Annotated in this window: 10 protein-coding genes; 7 read left to right on the top strand and 3 right to left on the bottom strand. The window is 60.3% G+C overall.

Annotated elements, in window-relative coordinates:
- Positions 1–13 precede the first annotated feature (13 nt).
- The 6 genes from ACK28C_RS06965 (at position 14) to ACK28C_RS06990 (ending at position 5,885) form a co-directional block, all read left to right on the top strand.
- Positions 14–1,165 (top strand): ABC transporter substrate-binding protein, encoded by a 1,152-nt coding sequence (locus ACK28C_RS06965; protein ID WP_015556404.1) that lies wholly within the window; start codon positions 14–16, stop codon positions 1,163–1,165.
- Positions 1,166–1,265: 100 nt separating this feature from the next.
- The gene (locus ACK28C_RS06970) at positions 1,266–2,177 is read left to right on the top strand and encodes a branched-chain amino acid ABC transporter permease (RefSeq protein ID WP_208872961.1); all 912 of its coding nucleotides are present in this window, start codon (positions 1,266–1,268) and stop codon (positions 2,175–2,177) included.
- Positions 2,178–2,193: 16 nt separating this feature from the next.
- Positions 2,194–3,216 carry a branched-chain amino acid ABC transporter permease gene (locus ACK28C_RS06975; protein ID WP_208872959.1) on the top strand — a complete coding sequence of 341 codons (1,023 nt, stop codon included), beginning with the start codon at positions 2,194–2,196 and terminating at the stop codon, positions 3,214–3,216.
- Positions 3,213–3,992, top strand: a complete 780-nt coding sequence (locus ACK28C_RS06980; RefSeq protein ID WP_015556402.1) for an ABC transporter ATP-binding protein — start codon at positions 3,213–3,215, stop codon at positions 3,990–3,992. The genes ACK28C_RS06975 and ACK28C_RS06980 overlap by 4 nt, the downstream gene beginning before the upstream one ends.
- The gene (locus tag ACK28C_RS06985; protein ID WP_208873996.1) at positions 3,985–4,689 is read left to right on the top strand and encodes an ABC transporter ATP-binding protein; all 705 of its coding nucleotides are present in this window, start codon (positions 3,985–3,987) and stop codon (positions 4,687–4,689) included. Before ACK28C_RS06980 ends, ACK28C_RS06985 begins: the two co-directional genes overlap by 8 nt.
- Positions 4,690–4,922: 233 nt before the next feature.
- On the top strand, positions 4,923–5,885 hold the full coding sequence (locus ACK28C_RS06990) for a bifunctional 4-hydroxy-2-oxoglutarate aldolase/2-dehydro-3-deoxy-phosphogluconate aldolase (RefSeq protein ID WP_015556400.1): 963 nt from the start codon (positions 4,923–4,925) through the stop codon (positions 5,883–5,885).
- Between the two features lie 488 nt (positions 5,886–6,373).
- Here the strand turns inward: ACK28C_RS06990 and ACK28C_RS06995 are convergent, their stop codons facing one another.
- Both ACK28C_RS06995 and ACK28C_RS07000 read right to left on the bottom strand, forming a co-directional pair.
- A complete protein-coding gene (locus ACK28C_RS06995; RefSeq protein WP_409151980.1) occupies positions 6,374–9,292 on the bottom strand; it encodes a S8 family serine peptidase in 2,919 nt (972 codons plus the stop codon).
- An 88-nt stretch (positions 9,293–9,380) separates the two neighbouring features.
- Complete coding sequence (locus ACK28C_RS07000) at positions 9,381–12,542, bottom strand: hypothetical protein (RefSeq protein WP_409151981.1); 3,162 nt, start codon at positions 12,540–12,542, stop codon at positions 9,381–9,383.
- Positions 12,543–12,903: 361 nt separating this feature from the next.
- Between ACK28C_RS07000 and ACK28C_RS07005 the strand changes: the two genes are divergently transcribed.
- On the top strand, positions 12,904–14,070 hold the full coding sequence (locus ACK28C_RS07005; protein WP_409151982.1) for an amidohydrolase: 1,167 nt from the start codon (positions 12,904–12,906) through the stop codon (positions 14,068–14,070).
- A gap of 65 nt (positions 14,071–14,135) precedes the next feature.
- Here ACK28C_RS07005 and malQ read toward each other — a convergent pair whose 3' ends face one another.
- The gene (gene malQ, locus ACK28C_RS07010; protein WP_208872950.1) at positions 14,136–15,641 is read right to left on the bottom strand and encodes a 4-alpha-glucanotransferase; all 1,506 of its coding nucleotides are present in this window, start codon (positions 15,639–15,641) and stop codon (positions 14,136–14,138) included.
- Positions 15,642–15,674 lie beyond the last annotated feature (33 nt).

Here is a 15,674-nt window from a genome sequence, read left to right on the forward strand (position 1 = left end):
CAGGAGGCGTATCATGAAAAAATTTCTTGTGCTCATTATGACTTTGGCTGCACTGCTGCAAATGACGGGGGCGCTTTCTGCCGCGGAAGATCTGGAGAAAATAAAGATTGGCTTTGCATTTCCCATGTCAGGCTCTGCGGCCATGGCCGGTAGATACAGTAGTCATGGAGCTCAAGTCATTGAAAAAGAGCTGAATGGTAAAATCACTGTCCAGGGGAAAGAGTATGACATCGAATTTGTCTACATGGATACCGAGGGGGCGGAGGAAAAGACCGTCAATGTGTACCAACGGCTTATTGAGGGGGAAGAGGTTATAGCCATTGTCGGCCCCGACTCCTCAAAGTGTGCTTTGGCGGCGGGGCCCGTGGCTCAAAACGCCGGCTGCTCCAATATTCCCACGTTCGCTACAAACACAGCCGTGACGGAGGTTGGAGATTATATTTTCCGCGCTTGCTTTATCGACCCCTTCCAAGGAAAGATTGCGGCGACATACTGCTGGAATGCCGGCTATAAAACAGCCTGCATCATGTTCAACAACGCCGACGCCTACCCCGTTGGTTTGAAAGACGCCTTTATCGAAAATTTTGAGGCCCTGGGCGGTCGTGTTTTGGCTATCGAGGAATACTCCGGGTCCGACGTGAAAGACTACAACGTACAGCTGACCAAGTTGGCGGCCCAAAATGCCGACTGCTTGCTGCTGCCGAACCTGAACGTGGAATTGGGACTTGAGATTCGTCAGGCCCGCACTGCCGGCATTACCTGCCCGATTGTCTGCGGCGATTCTGCTGATACCCCAGAGGTCGCTCAGGTGGCGGGTTCTGCTTCAGAGGGCGTCGCCTATGTATCCGCTTTCTCCGCCGAGTCCACCGCTCCTGCGGCCGCTGAGTTCGTGAAGAAATACACAGCCATGTTCCCCCAGGAGTTGCCAAACTCCAATGCCGAATTGACTTACGAGGCGACGCAGATGGTCCTTTATGCCTTGGAGAACGTAAGAGAAATCAGCCGTGAGGGCGTTCGCGACGCCTTGGCCTCCCTGAAAGGTTTGGAGCAGCCGTCAGGTATAATGAACATGGGCGAGGACCGAAATCCCGTCAAAGGGGCGGTAATCATGCAGTACGACAGCAAGGGCGTTTCTCATTTTGTTTCCGCTGTCAACCCTGATTAAAGAACATTGAAATTAATTTACCCGCGGAATGATTTTTTGTGGTAGACGTTTGAGCAAGGTGCGTGAATGGGAGGGTTAAGAGAGCAGAGGGGGTGTTTCTGTGGCCACCATCCTTCAATTTCTTATTTATGGTTTGCAGCTGGGTAGCGTGTATGCTTTGCTGGCGCTTGGCTACACCATGGTGTACGGGATTGTGGGAATGATCAATTTTGCCCATGGCGATTTCCTGATGATCGGCGCTCTGGGAACATATTTTATTGCAAAACTGTTTGACGGCAGTCAGATTGATGGAACGTATCCAATGCTGATTGTGGGAATCATCATCATTATCGCCATGCTGGGTACCGGAGGAATTGCTGTGGGGACCGAAGTCATTGCATATCGTCCGCTGCGTAACAAGCCAAGGATGATTGCACTGATTACGGCGGTTGGGGTTTCCATGTTTCTGGAGAATTTTCCGCGTGCTCTGCCGTTTATTGGCCCTAATCCACGCTCTTTTCCGACTTTGTTCCAACCCGTAACTTTCAGGGTGATGGGGGCGTCCATCACAACCACACAGATCATCATGATCGTTTTGGCCTCCGTCACGATGATGGCGCTTTATTTTGTGGTCAACCGTACCAAAATAGGCGGTCAAATGCGCGCGGTCAGCATGGACAGGGATGCGGCGTCCCTCATGGGCATCAATGTGAATAAGGTCATATCCATCACGTTCTTCATAGGCGGTGCGCTGGCAGCCGTATCCGGCATCTGCTATGCCAGTGCTTATCCCCAGGTTGACGTGTATATGGGGTCCTGGCTGGGCAACATGTCCTTCGTGGCTGCCGTGCTTGGCGGTATCGGCGATATCCGCGGCGCCATGTTGGGAGGATTTATCCTGGGGATCGCCCAGATTTTTGCAACGGCTATCAACTCCACTTTCGGGTACGCTGTGGGCTTCATTATTCTGATCGTTATTCTCCTGGTAAAGCCCGCAGGCATTATGGGCAAGTTTGTCATTGAGAAAGTATGATATTGAGGCGGGTCGGATGAATATGAAAAAACTGTTTAAAAGCGTATATCCAGCCGCGCTCGTGTTCCTGTTCTACGTTCTTGTAACGCTCCTGCGTTCAATGAGAGTCCTTAACGCCTACTATATCCAGGTAATGATGTTTGCCGGCATCAATATCATGATGACGGCCAGTTTAAATCTGGTCAACGGGTTTACAGGGCAGTTCTGTATCGGCCATGCCGGCTTCATGTCGTTGGGCGCTTACGGCGCCGCAGTAGTCACCACAATAGTATTTCACGGCAAAAGTATTCCTGCGGCGGCTCATGTGCCTGTCTTTTTATTGAGTCTGCTGACGGGAGGGTGCGTCGCGGCTTTGGTGGGCGCGCTGATAGGGCTGCCCTCCCTGAAGCTCAAGGGCGATTATCTTGCTATCGTTACGCTGGCTTTCGGCGAGATCGTCAGGGCAATTTTACGTCTCATCCAGCCTATCGGCGGTGCTCGCGGCATGATAGGCATTCCCAACTATTCCAACCTCGCGTGGATACTGTTCTTCGTGACTGTGACGCTGTACCTGCTGCGCAACTTGATTTACTCCCCATACGGCAGGGCGTTCCTGGCCATCCGGGATGACGAGATTGCAGCTGATGCAATGGGAATCAATACCACCCGTTATAAAATCATTTCTTTCTGCATTGCCGCTTTCATTGCCGGCGTAGCGGGGGGGCTGTATGCGCACGTGCTGGCGTTTATCCAACCTGACTCTTTCAGTTTCACAAAGAGTTCTGATTTTCTGGTCTACCTCTACGCGGGTGGCTCAGGTTCGTTGACCGGGTCTGTCCTTGGGGCTACGTTATTGACCGTGCTGCCGGAGATACTACGCTTCCTTGCGGATTGGAGGCTGGCGGTTTATGCGGTCATTCTGGTCGTTGTGATGTTGTATCGCTCCGAGGGGCTTTGTGGAGGAAAAGAGCTTCCTTTTATGCGCGTTTCCCGTGCCTCCCTATATGAAACGCCGCTGTTCGCTGCAAAAAGAATACGCGAGAAAAGAGCAGAGTCATGAGTCTGCTGGAAGTTAAAAACCTCTCCATTATGTTCGGCGGCCTTTGTGCGGTAGACGACTTTAATTTAGAAGTGGAGAAGGGCGAACTGATTGCCGTGATTGGCCCCAATGGTGCCGGAAAAACCACCGTGTTCAATATGCTCACCGGCATCTATAAGCCCACCTCTGGTGTCATCACACTGGAGGGGGAAAACATGGTGGGACTGAAGCCCTATCAGTTTGCGCAGAGTGGTATCGCCCGCACGTTTCAAAACATTCGGTTGTTTTCCAATGCCACGGTGGCTGACAACGTAAAGATGGCCCATACTATGCGCAACAAACAAAATATCTTCAAATGTCTTCTGCGTACTCCTGGCATGATCCGCAGCGAACGGGCATTGGACGAAAAGGTGATGGAACTGCTGTCGCGCCTGGGCCTAGCGGATAAGGCGGATATCCCGGCTAAAAACCTGCCTTATGGAGATCAGCGGCGTCTTGAGATTGCGCGTGCGCTGATGACCGCTCCAAAGATACTGTTGTTGGACGAACCTGTGGCGGGCATGATCACTGCGGAACTGGAGGATATGGCTCAACTGGTCTCCAAGATTCGGCGGGACTTCGGCCTGACCATTATCCTCATCGAACATCACATGAACTTTGTTATGCCCATCGCTGACCGAATAAAGGTGCTGGATTTTGGGAAAACCATTGCTGAAGGTCTGCCGTCTGAGGTGCAGACCAATCCTCTCGTCATTGAGGCCTACCTTGGAGGGGGATACCAAGATGCCAATGCTTGAAGTACGGGATCTGCAGGTCTCCTACGGTGCCATTCAGGCAGTGCAGGGGGTATCCTTTGAAATGGACAAAGGAGAGATCGTGGCGCTGATTGGCTCCAACGGCGCGGGGAAGTCCACGATTCTACGCACAATATCCGGTCTGGAACACGCTAAAAACGGCTCTATCGTATTCCAAGGTGCAGAATTAACAAAAATGAAGCCTCATAAAATTGTGGAGTTGGGGATATCCCATGTGCCGGAGGGGCGGCGGGTGTTCCCCAGGATGACTGTGACGGAGAACCTCCTCATGGGAGCCACCTTGGCAACGGATAAGCAGGCCGTCAGAGATGACTTGGAGCGGGTGTTTTGCATTTTTCCCCGTTTGAAGGAAAGGGCAGGACAGGAGGCTGGTACACTGTCCGGCGGCGAACAGCAGATGCTGGCGTTGGGCAGGGCGCTGATGACTAACGGGACGCTCCTGATGCTGGATGAACCCTCAATGGGGCTTGCGCCTATCGTCGTTGAAGACATCTTCCGCGTAATCAAGCAGATCAACGAGAACGGCGCCAGCATACTGCTCATTGAGCAGAATGCTTTCCTGGCTTTGACGACCGCCTCGCGCGCTTACGTGCTGGAGACTGGAACTATCACAATGCAGGGTGCTGCAAAGGATCTTTTGACGGATGAGCGTGTAAGGGCGGCCTATCTTGGAGTCTAAGGTAAACAGTCGTGCCCCCATAGGTCAACGTGCTTCAGCTTCAGAGGTGCATTTAAAAAGCGATGGGACACGCACCGTGTGTGAGGCTGTTGCAGGGGATTTTTGGCGATGAGTGGGGTTCTCATTCATTCAGTCATGGGTTTTAACGTCCTGCATGATACATCCCTGTGAAAATCGGCATGGTGTGCTGAAGGTAGGGGCAGGTTATGCCAGTGTATTAAGAGGTGATTGCTATGATTGACGTAATCAAAAAAATCAGGGACATCGGCATAGTCCCTGTAGTGAAGCTGGACTCTTCGGAGCAGGCTGTCCCCCTGGGGAAAGCGCTGATCGCGGGCGGTATCCCCATTGTCGAGGTGACGTTCCGCACAGACGCGGCGGAGGAGTCCATCAAGAAGCTCGTAGCGGAGCTACCCGAAATCATGGTCGGCGCCGGCACTGTGACCACCATCGACCAGGCGAAGCGTGCTTGGGCTGCGGGAGCAAAGTTCATGGTCTCCCCCGGTTTCAACCCCAACGTCGTGCGCTGGTGCATCGAGAACAATATTCCAATAACTCCCGGCGTCAACAGCCCCTCTCAGATAGAGCAGGGCATTGAGTCGGGGCTTTCCGTTCTGAAGTTTTTCCCTGCGGAGCAATCGGGCGGTGTGAATACGCTGAAAGCTTTCGCCGGGCCGTACGGCAGCGTTATGTACATACCGACCGGCGGCGTGAACCTTAAGAACATGTGTTCTTACCTCGCGTTTAAGAACGTCCTTGCAGTTGGAGGGAGCTGGATGGTAAAGCCCGATACCATAGCCGCAGGAAAGTACGATGAGATAACAAAGCTTTGCCGTGAAGCCGTCATAACAGGACTGGGTTTTGAGCTGCGTCACGTCGGGATCAACGACCCGGACGAGGACGCAGCCAGGAGGGACGCTGCACGGATGGAGGAACTGTTCAGTTTTACGTCAAAACCCGGAAATTCGAGCATCTTCGCAGGTGTCGGGTTCGAGTTTATGAAAAGCCCTTACCTGGGGAAGAACGGGCACATCGCCATTGCGACGTACAGCGTTGACCGCGCCGTTGCCTGGCTGGCCAACCTGGGCGTTAAGACGAGGCCGGATACGGAAAAGCGCGACAGCATGGGCTCTCTCACAGTCGCTTACCTTGACGAGGAGATAGGCGGCTTCGCCGTCCATCTGGTAAGGAGGTAGCCGAGCTTTGCGATACCGAATGCAACGGCAGGGGATGGAAGATAAAAAGGTCCGTAGGTGACAGCCATTCACGGTAAATGAGGTTTACAGATTGCAGCAGCGCTGTCATTCTTTCCACGCCCCCTTTCGGGAAGGGGCCCAAGCGCTTCTTCGCCCGATGATTCCGGGTGCCTCTCCTGCGCGTTCTTCGATCGGCGCAGCGGAAACGTCGTCCAGCCCGTAGCCCCTCACCGGCGAGAAGGCCTCAACCAACAAGAAGACCTCAAAAAGCGAGGTCCTGCCTCGCGACAGGCAGGACCTCAAGTCAGGAATAGAGCGCGCCAAAGACGCCCTCCGGTGAGGGAGGCGTGTGCGCGGGGAGCCGTTCGTCCGTCTCAGCGGCCTCCCGCACCGACGGTTGCGTTACTTCTTTGGGTCCTTCGCCATCCGCTCTTGGGAGAGGGACGTTTTGCCTTGCCCAAGAGCCTGTATGGATACAAAATGCGATCCTACCGGCAGCGTCTGCGAAGGAACGGAGCCGCTATGGACAGCAGGAGCAGCCCGCCGAGGCCGGCATTGCATCCGCCGCTCCCGGAGGCCTTTTTCTCCTCGGGTTTCGCCTCGGGCTCCTGCTTCTTCATGGACTTCAGGAGGATTCCCTGGTCGCCCAGGCCGATGGTCCTCTCGCCCTCGACGCCCTCCAGCCTGCAGCGTATCGCCCGGATGCTGGCCGTATCCCACTGGCCCCTGGCCACCTTGCCCGAGATACGAAGCCCGTAGCTCGAGGCCTGGGCAGATGTAACCTCCTGCTCCAGGGCCTCTGCCTCCAGCCCCTCCGCCAAGGCCCTCGCGCTGCCTTCCTGGATGGCCTCGACCGTGAGCGTCCCGGGGACGAACCCGGTGGCGTCCGCCTTCAGGGAACCCGCGACCGGCGGCTTGGGCAGCGATATCCTCACCTGCAGCCTCACGGGCACGTTCCCCGCAGCGTCCGGCTCACCAACGGAGATTCCCCACTGCTCCGGGTCCCTGGGGACGGCGTTGTCGTCCGGGTTTGTCGGCTCATTCGGCCTGGGCGTGTCCGGCGACGGCTTGTCGGGCTTGCCGGGAGAGGGCTCCGTGGGCTTGTCCGGGGCTGACTGATCGGGCTTGTCCGGCGTGGGGTTCTGAGGGTTGGGAGTGGGCCCGGGATTGGGGTTGGGTTGTGGGTTGGGCCCAGGGTTGGGATTGGGGTTCGGGTTCGGGTTCGGGTTCGGCTGCGGCGTGGGATCGGAAGGGTCCTTGAAGCCGCGCATATCCCTGATCATTATTGGGGATGGAGTCAGCGTCGCCTCCATCACGTCATCCCACTCCCTGACCCTGTATCGGATGGAGGCGATCCCGAATTCCTTGAGCCGGGCAGTCGGTATCCTGCCTCTCCAGATGAGCCGCCAACCGCTTCCGTCCTGTGCGTAGTCGAAGTACGCCGCCTGGATCAACTCACTTCCCGGGACGTCAACGACCTGGACGTCGGGACTCGACGGGCTGCGCCACCCCGTATTGAAGGGGACCTCCACCCAGACTCGACAGGTGTCTTCATAAGAGTCCTCGTTGACGTAAACCTTCCAGCTCTCCTTTTTCAAGACCACCGGGGACGGCGGAATGGGCGGATACCCCGCGATCCTGCGGAGAAGCATGGGCGCACCCTGCAGTTTTGCGGCGAAGCTGCGGTTATCGACCTCGTAGGTGAGCCTCCTGAGGACGGTATAGTCCAACAGGTCCTCCGAGATTGTCCCCTCGATGCGGATTCGCCCTATCTCTGAGGAAACGTCCAGGACAGCCTGAACGCTCTCCGGGTCGTTCCTCCAGAAAACCTTTACGGCACCGGGCGCTTTGCCCTTCAAGGGCTTAAGGTCGAAGCTCGCCGTGAGGACGACCTTTTTATATCCCGCCCTTCCGGGCCCCACAGAGATGTTCCAGGAGTCCCGCGGGACCTCGATGGGGTGAGGGGAGGTGGAGCCTCCGGTCTTGAGCCGATCGTACGCACCCTTCACGTCCAGCATTCCCCAGACGGAAATTTTTTGCCCCAGCGCGTTGAGCCCCTTGTGATTGGAGCTCTCCGAGTCGGGGTTCGCGACGGGGTTGATATCCCGGTTCGCCCCCTCCAGGATGGCCGCCTTGAGCTCCGAGGCCTTTTTGTCCGGGAAGGCGGAGGCCAGAAGGGAGACCGCCCCCGCCACGTGGGGCGCCGCCATGGAGGTCCCGTTCCACTGGACGTAATCCTTGTTGTACGGCGAACCGTTCTCGTCCGGCGCAACCTTCGGAATCGTGCTCAGGATGCCGACCCCCGGGGCCGCGATGTCCACGTTCGTGTCGCTCCAGTTGCTGAAGGAGGCCCCTTGATCGTCGCTCCGCATGGCGCCCACGACAACGAGGTTATCGATCCCGATGTAGGAGGCCGGGTAGTTGTAATAGCCCTGGATGACGCTCCTCGAGTAATCCGTGAAGGGCGCCGGCCTGCCGACCTCAAGGCCCTCGTTTCCGGCCGCGACCACGATCACGGTCCGATCCAGGTCGCTCAGCGCCTTGTAGGCCCGCCACATGGGCGATCCAACGTTTTTCCCCGGACTGTTGCGCTCGTATCCTCCAAGCGACAGGTTCACGGCGGGGACCTTCAAGGAGGGGTTCCCTTGCAGGAGCTTCGTCAGGTAGTCGAGGGCCTTCGCGATGTCGGCGTCCGACGCGCCGTCCTTCCCGTCCGGAAAGACCTTGAGCGCGATGATCCCCCCGTTCCAGTTGAGCCCGACCACGCCCTTGGCGTTGTTCCCCGTCGCCGCGATGGTCCCGGAGACGTGGGACCCGTGGCCCTTCCTGTCCTCGATGTCCTTTTCCTCTCCACCGCAGCAGTTGCGGCTGTACTTCAAGCTGAAGCGGTCCTTCAGGTCCTCGTGGTCCCTGGCGATGCCCGTATCGATGACCGCCGTGTAGACGTCCGGACTGCCCGTCGTCGTATCCCACACCTCCGGGGCTCTGATCTTCTTCATCCCCCAAAGGCTGCCGTCCGCATACTGGGGGTCGTCCGGGCTTTTCAAAGGGTAGACCCTGTAGTTCGGAGAGGCGGCCAGGACGTTGGGGTTCTTCTCCAATTCCCGGACTAGCTCCTCCGTTGTCTTATGGTCCGACGCCACCAGGGCGAAGACCTCCCTGCCGGATGCCTCGGACAGCGCGGGATACGTGCTGAGGACCCGGGCCCGGGCGGAGGCCGCCACGCGGTTCAGCTGGCTTCGGGCCCCCCCGTGGGAGACGTCCGCGGCCGTCACGTGCGAGACCCCGCCCTTCAGCACCACCAGGGCCTGCCCCTCGACGTACTCCGAGCGCTCCGATCCCCAGGCCGTTGCCGACAGCAGACAGGCCAGCAGGACCGAGAGCCAACACCTGCAACGCTTCAACATCGAAACACTCCTTTACCCATACTTTCGACAGCAACAAATGCGGCCCCGCCCCCAAAAGCACGGCGGGGGCCGCATGACGTAAACCGTTTTACTTCGCTTTATGTGCCCTGCGGTACGGAAGCAGAACCGCAGCGACCAGCAGGAGCAGCCCGCCAAAGCCGGCGTCGCATCCGCCGCTCCCAGAGGTCTTTTTCTCCTCGGGTTTCGCCTCGGGCTCCTGCTTCTTCATGGACTTCAGGAGGATTCCCTGGTCGCCCAGGCCGATGGTCCTCTCGCCCTCGACGCCCTCCAGCCTGCAGCGTATCGCCCGGATGCTGGCCGTATCCCACTGGCCCCTGGCCACCTTGCCCGAGATCCGAAGCCCGTAGCTCGAGGCCTGGGCAGATGCAGCCTCCTGTTCCATAGCCTCTGCCTCCAGCCCCTCCGCCAAGGCCTTCGCGCCGCCTTCCTGAACGGCCTCGACCGTGAGCGTCCCGGGGACGAACCCGGTGGCGTCCGCCTTCAGGGAACCCGCGACCGGCGGCTTGGGCAGCGATATCCTCACCTGCAGCCTCACGGGCACGTTCCCCGCAGCGTCCGGCTCACCAACGGAGATTCCCCACTGCTCCGGGTCCCTGGGGACGGCGTTGTCGTCCGGGTTTGTCGGCTCATTCGGCCTGGGCGTGTCCGGCGACGGCTTGTCGGGCTTGCCGGGAGAGGGCTCCGTGGGCTTGTCCGGGGTCGGCCGATCGGGCTTGTCCGGCGTGGGGTTCTGAGGGTTGGGAGTGGGGCCGGGATTGGGGTTGGGCCCAGGGTTGGGATTGGGTTGGGGATTGGGCCCTGGGTTGGGGTTGGGCTGCGGCACGGGATTCTCCGGGGCCTTGACGTCCTCGAAGACCTCGAGCAGGATCGTGAACTTATCGTCGTCCAGGTGAACCCGGGCGCTTGCGTCCTCAGAGGCGGCATTGCCCGGGACGATGTCCTTCGAGGCGTTCAGCCAGGAGACCCGGACCTTCGTAAAGCTCTCCCCCGTCGCCTTGTCCTTGGTGCGCAGCTTCTTCCATTCCTTCGCCTCGACGGAACCGATCAGGGATATCCAGCCTTTTTTGAGCGTCCTGGCGGTGAGCTGCGAGGGGTCCAGCTGGATGGTCAGTCGGGGATCAACGCCGTCCAGGTAGTAATAGTCGATGGTCTTGGCCTTGAAGATGGGGCTCCTGTCCGCCGCCTCGGCGCGCGTGCCGGCGACGTCGCCGTCATTGGGAACGACGCCGATGCAGCTGTATTTCCCCAGGCTCAGCTCCACGTTTTTGGAGAGGTCCCTGACGCCCCTGCCCAGAGAAAATGTTCTGGCCAGGGCCCTGTTCCCTATCCCGATATTGATGCGGGCAAGGGGTTCGTTTCCCGATGCCGTCCTCTCCGGAAGGCCGCTCAGACGCAATTCTCCGCCGCGGACATGGATATTCAGGGGACTCGTCCAGTTGAACCTCCTGCCCTCGCCGCCGAACTCCACCGCGCCGCTCAGGTTTTGGCTGCCGCCCGTAATGGCCGAATTGATCGTGAGGGGACCTGATTGAAATTTGCCGCTTGGCAGCTTTTTGTGTGTGTTGACGGCAATGTCCCTGAAGGACAACACCTGCCCCTGCTCGGCCGCCAGCATGCCGCCGAACTTGACCTCGGCCTTGCCGGCCACCTCCAGAGTCTTCGCGGCCACCAGGGTGGCTCCGCCTCCCGTCTCGAAGCCGTCCTCTTCCTTGATGGCTCCGACCGTCACCTTGCCCCCTCCGATGGACCCGGCGCCTGCAAGCTCCAGGACCCCATTGACCACCAGGGTCTCGCCCTCGGCGAAGATTTTGTTCTTTGGGTTGTTGAGGAACAGGGTTAGGTTTCTCCCCGAGTAATCCTTGTTCTGGAACGTAAAGTCCCGGGGATGTCGTTTCCCAAGTCGGGAATCGAGCACCAGGTGAAACTTGCCCTTCAGCAGCCCGTCCACGTGCGAGTCGTTCCCGTCCAGGGTCACCACGACGTAGGGGTAATGGAGCTGTCCGCCCACGGCATAGGGTTTTGCCTCGAACGTGGAGTCAGGCTCGGTGTTCAGCTGGCTGAAGATCTGGCTGCGGTCCACGGCGACGCTGGCGCCCTTCCTGATCCAGAGAGGGTTGTAGAAGTGACAAGTCACATAATTGCTCTCCGTGTGAAGCGCCTTCTCCCTCAGAAGTCCCCGGTTGAAGGACTCGGTGTCCGCCAGGGATCCGCTGCCCTGGAAGGATGCCCAGACCCTGCCCAGGGAGCCGCGGAAGTGGTCGCCGGGGACCTTGAACTCCCCGCCACGGACGATCAGGCTGCCCTCCCGCACGTCCGTGCCGCCCAAATGGTGCGCCCCGTCCAGGGCCCTGGCCTCGAGGCCCTTGTCCCCGGCGTTCGCGAGGTTGGGTGTCCGCGCGTCGGAATCGATCGTCAGCGTCCCCTTGCCCGTCTTGACCAGGCGGACAAAACCCTTGCCCGACGTGGACCCGTAGAAGTCGTTGTCGAACGCCTCGAGCTCCGCCAACTCATCCCCCAGAGCCATGGCCCTGGGCCTCCTGACCTGCCTTTGGCCCAGGCCGTGCCGAAGGGTCAGCTCCTGCTGGTCAGGGGCGTCCAGGATGCCATAGGTGAGGCGCTCGTTCCCCACGTCCTCGCTTTCGACGAACAGCAGCAGGGGTTGTCCCTCGGCCCTTGCTGCCCCCAGGGTTAGGGGAAGGGGACCGTCGGCCGCCAGGGTGGGGGCGTTCGCCGAGTACGGCGCGCTCAGGATGCCGACCCATCCCTGTCCGAGGGCGTCGTTGGCCGCGCTCAGCACGCCGCCTCGGATCAGCGTCCCCCCGCTGTAATGGGTCCTGTACTCCTCCTCCGAAGGGTTGTCCCCGTTCGACCCTCTGACGACGACCCTCCTGCCGGCGTCGGAACTCACGAGGAGCTGGAAGGTTTTGTTCCCCGCATCGCCGTCGAGGGACTTTTGCGCGCCGGGAGCCACGACCAGGGACCCGCTGCCCGCAGCCGTAAGCTGGAGCACCCGCGTCCTGCCGGGCTCGCCCTTGACGGCCCCCTCGAAGCGTCCCCCTCCCCGGATGGTGTTGAAGACGCCGTCGTCGTCCGTGGGCGTCAGGGTGAAATCGGCACCATTCGTCGTCCCCGGGGGGACCTCCAGAACGCTTGCCGTGGCCCAGGCGGTACCGACCGCCAGCGCGCCTGTCAGCGCGAGCCAACCCAACACTTTTCGCTTACCTCTCAAAACGATGTCCCTCCTTACAAGATTGGAACCTCCTCCTCAAGACGAAAGCCAGAGGGAAATGTTCCTTTGCCGCTAAGAGATGATTTTGAAAAACGAACTGAGATTATACATGTTTACTTAAGCATCTACAAGACGAATAATTATTTTTCAAATTTAATTATTTTAAATAAATATTGGTTGGTTTATCCTTTCTTGGATGCGCCGTGTGGCCCGATGCAGGACGGAAGCCTCGATGCCCTGGTGCTCCGTCGTAAGCGCCGGAGGGGACGGTCTGCCATGGAGGCGGACTGCCCTTCGGCGGGATTTCGTTGTACAATCGTCGCGTTAAGAATATCCTGATGGTTGGAGGTTTTTCTGAAAGATGCTTGTCTTGAAAGACGCGAGGGTCGTCACGGTTGCGGGGAGGACGCTCGAGCGCGGCACGGTCCTGGTGGAGGATGGAAAGATCGCGGCCTGCGGCGTGGACGTCGCGGTCCCGGCCGGGGCGGAGGTCCTGGACCTGACGGGGAAGTGGCTGACGCCGGGGCTGATCGACGCCCACACGCACATCTCGACCTTTAACGAGCCCAATACCCTGCCCGCCCAGATCGACGGAAACGAGAAGACCGACCCGGTGACGGCCCAGGTGCGCGGCATCGACGCCCTGAATCCCTTTGACATGGCCATCGAGGAGGCCCGGCGCGCCGGCTTTACCACCTGTTACACCGGTCCCGGGTCGGCCAACGTCATCGGAGGCACCGGCATCAGCTTCAAGACCAGACGGGGGGCGACGGTCTTCGACATCGCCATCCCCGGCTCGGAGCACATGAAGTTCGCGCTGGGGGAGAACCCCAAACGGGTCTACGGCGTCGAGCAGAAGCGAGCTCCCATGACGCGCATGGGCCTGGCCGCCATCCTGCGCCGGACGCTCTATGAGGCGCTGGACTACTCCGAGGAGCTTCGGGCGGGGGAGGCGGATCCCGAAAAGAGGCCGAAGCGCAACTTCGCGCTGGAGGAGCTGGTCCCCGTCGTCCGGGGCCAGAGGAAGTGCCGCATCCACTGCCACCGGGCGGACGACATCGTGACGGCCATCCGCATCGCCGAGGAGTTCCGCCTGGATTTTTCCATCGAGCACTGCACGGAGGGCTACCTGATCCTGGACTTCCTGAGGGAGCACCGCGTGGACTGCGTCATCGGCCCGCTGACGATGCCCCCCGGCAAGATGGAGATATGGGGTCGGAAGCTGACGACGCCCGCGAGGATGGAGGAGGCCGGAATCAACTTCTGTCTGACGGCGGACACCTCCTCCGGGACGAAGTACCTGCCGATGCACGTCGGCCTCTGCATGGCCCATGGCCTGAGCGAGAGGGCGGCCTTCGAGGCCGTCACCCTCCGTCCGGCACGCCTGCTGGGGCTGGGGGACCGGATGGGAAGCATCGAGCCGGGCAAGGACGCGGACCTCGCGGTGTGGAGCGGGCACCCCTTCAACAACTTCACGCTGTGCGAGCGGACCATCATCGACGGCACGGTCTACGACAACCTGAGCTGAAGCGAAAAGACGACGGGAGGAGCGGGACTGAACCCGCTCCTCCCGTGTTTCCTGCCTTTTTTGTGTTACGCGCCGGTACGCCCGTAGAGCTCGCAGAGCGACCGCATCCGCTGCGTGAGGTCGGGCGTGATGGCGCCCGGCTTCATGCGCCACGTCCAGTTCCCCGCCGTGGTGGACGGGGTGTTGATTCGGGCCTCCGGTCCCAGGTCGAGCCAGTCCTGCATGGGGATGACGGCCGTCTCCGCCACGGAGGCCAGGGCCATGCGCGTCATGACCCCGGACACGCTCCCTGCCGTCACCTCGCACCCCAGGTAGGCGGAGAGGTTCGCCCGTTCCCAGGGCGTGGCGTCGGCCATCAGCCATCCGCGGGAGGTGTTGTTGTCGTGGGTTCCCGTGTAGACCACGGTTCCCGGCGTGTGGTTGTGGGGGGCGTAGGGGTTGTCCGATGGGTGCCCGAAGGCGAAGTGGAGGATCGTCATTCCGGGAAGCCCCATGGCGGTGCGGGCCTCCTCCACCTCCGGGGTGAGGATTCCCAGGTTCTCCGCCCAGAAGGGCGCGTTCGGAAACTCGCTCCTGAGGGCGCTGAAGAACTCCCGGTGGGGCACGCTGCGCCACTCCCCGTGCTCGGCCGTCTCGGCGTCCGCCGGCAGCGCCCAGTAGGCGATGAGCCCCCGGAAGTGGTCGATGCGCACGCGGTCGAAGAAGGTCAGGAGGCGGCGCAGGCGTCCGGTCCACCAGCGGAAGCCGTCCCTCCGCATGGCCTCCCAGTTGTACGTCGGGTTGCCCCAGAGCTGCCCCTTGGCGCTGAAGTAGTCCGGGGGGACGCCCGCCACGGAGACGAAGTTCAGGTCCTCGTCCAGGTCGAAGAGGTCCGGGTGGGCCCAGACGTCGGCGCAGTCCCCCATGACGTAGACGGGGACGTCCCCCACCAGCTCCAGCTTCAGCTCCGCCATGCGCCTCCGCAGCACGGACATCTGCCGCGCGAAGACGTACTGGATGAAGTTCTGAAGCCCGATGTCACCGTTGTGGTCTCGACGGAACCGGTCGAGGTCCTGAGGGCGGCGAAACTTCAGCCCGTCGGGCCAGTCGCGCCAGGCGAGCCCGCCCATGGCGCCCTTGATGGAGATGAAGAGGCTCCAGTCCTCCAGCCACTCCCCCTGGCTCTGGCAGAAGGCCTTGAAGTCCGCGCTCTCGCCGCCGCGGTGAAACTGCGCCCACACCCTTTGCAGGAGCGTTGCCTTGAAGGCTCCGGCCGCGCCGTAGTCCACCCGGTCGTTCGAGAAGTTGGGCGCGCTGTCCAGGTCCTCCTGGCTCAGAAACCCGTCCTCCATCAGGCCCTCCGGGCTGATCAGGAGGCCGCTGCCGGCGAAGGCCGAAGCGGGGCTGTAGGGCGAGTGGGCGCACCCCGCGTCCGTCGCGGTCAGGGGCAGGACCTGCCACAGCGATTGCCCCGCCCCCTGCAGAAACTCCGCGAACCGCAGCGCCCCCGGCCCCATGTCGCCGATCCCGAAGCGCGAGGGAAGCGAGGTCATGGGGAGCAGCACACCGCATTTTCTCCTGTCCGTTTTCAATTTATTAAAACCTCCAAGTAGGGCCGGCAGGGC

Source organism: Fretibacterium fastidiosum, from assembly GCF_964642095.1.
Lineage (GTDB): Bacteria > Synergistota > Synergistia > Synergistales > Aminobacteriaceae > Fretibacterium > Fretibacterium fastidiosum.

Coding starts and splice junctions, on each gene's coding strand:
- ACK28C_RS06965 (WP_015556404.1), top strand. CDS start 14: ATGAAAAAATTTCTTGTGCTCATTATGACTTTGGCTGCACTGCTGCAA.
- ACK28C_RS06995 (WP_409151980.1), bottom strand. CDS start 9,292: ATGTTGAAGCGTTGCAGGTGTTGGCTCTCGGTCCTGCTGGCCTGTCTG.
- ACK28C_RS06990 (WP_015556400.1), top strand. CDS start 4,923: ATGATTGACGTAATCAAAAAAATCAGGGACATCGGCATAGTCCCTGTA.
- ACK28C_RS06975 (WP_208872959.1), top strand. CDS start 2,194: ATGAATATGAAAAAACTGTTTAAAAGCGTATATCCAGCCGCGCTCGTG.
- ACK28C_RS07005 (WP_409151982.1), top strand. CDS start 12,904: ATGCTTGTCTTGAAAGACGCGAGGGTCGTCACGGTTGCGGGGAGGACG.
- ACK28C_RS06980 (WP_015556402.1), top strand. CDS start 3,213: ATGAGTCTGCTGGAAGTTAAAAACCTCTCCATTATGTTCGGCGGCCTT.
- ACK28C_RS06985 (WP_208873996.1), top strand. CDS start 3,985: ATGCTTGAAGTACGGGATCTGCAGGTCTCCTACGGTGCCATTCAGGCA.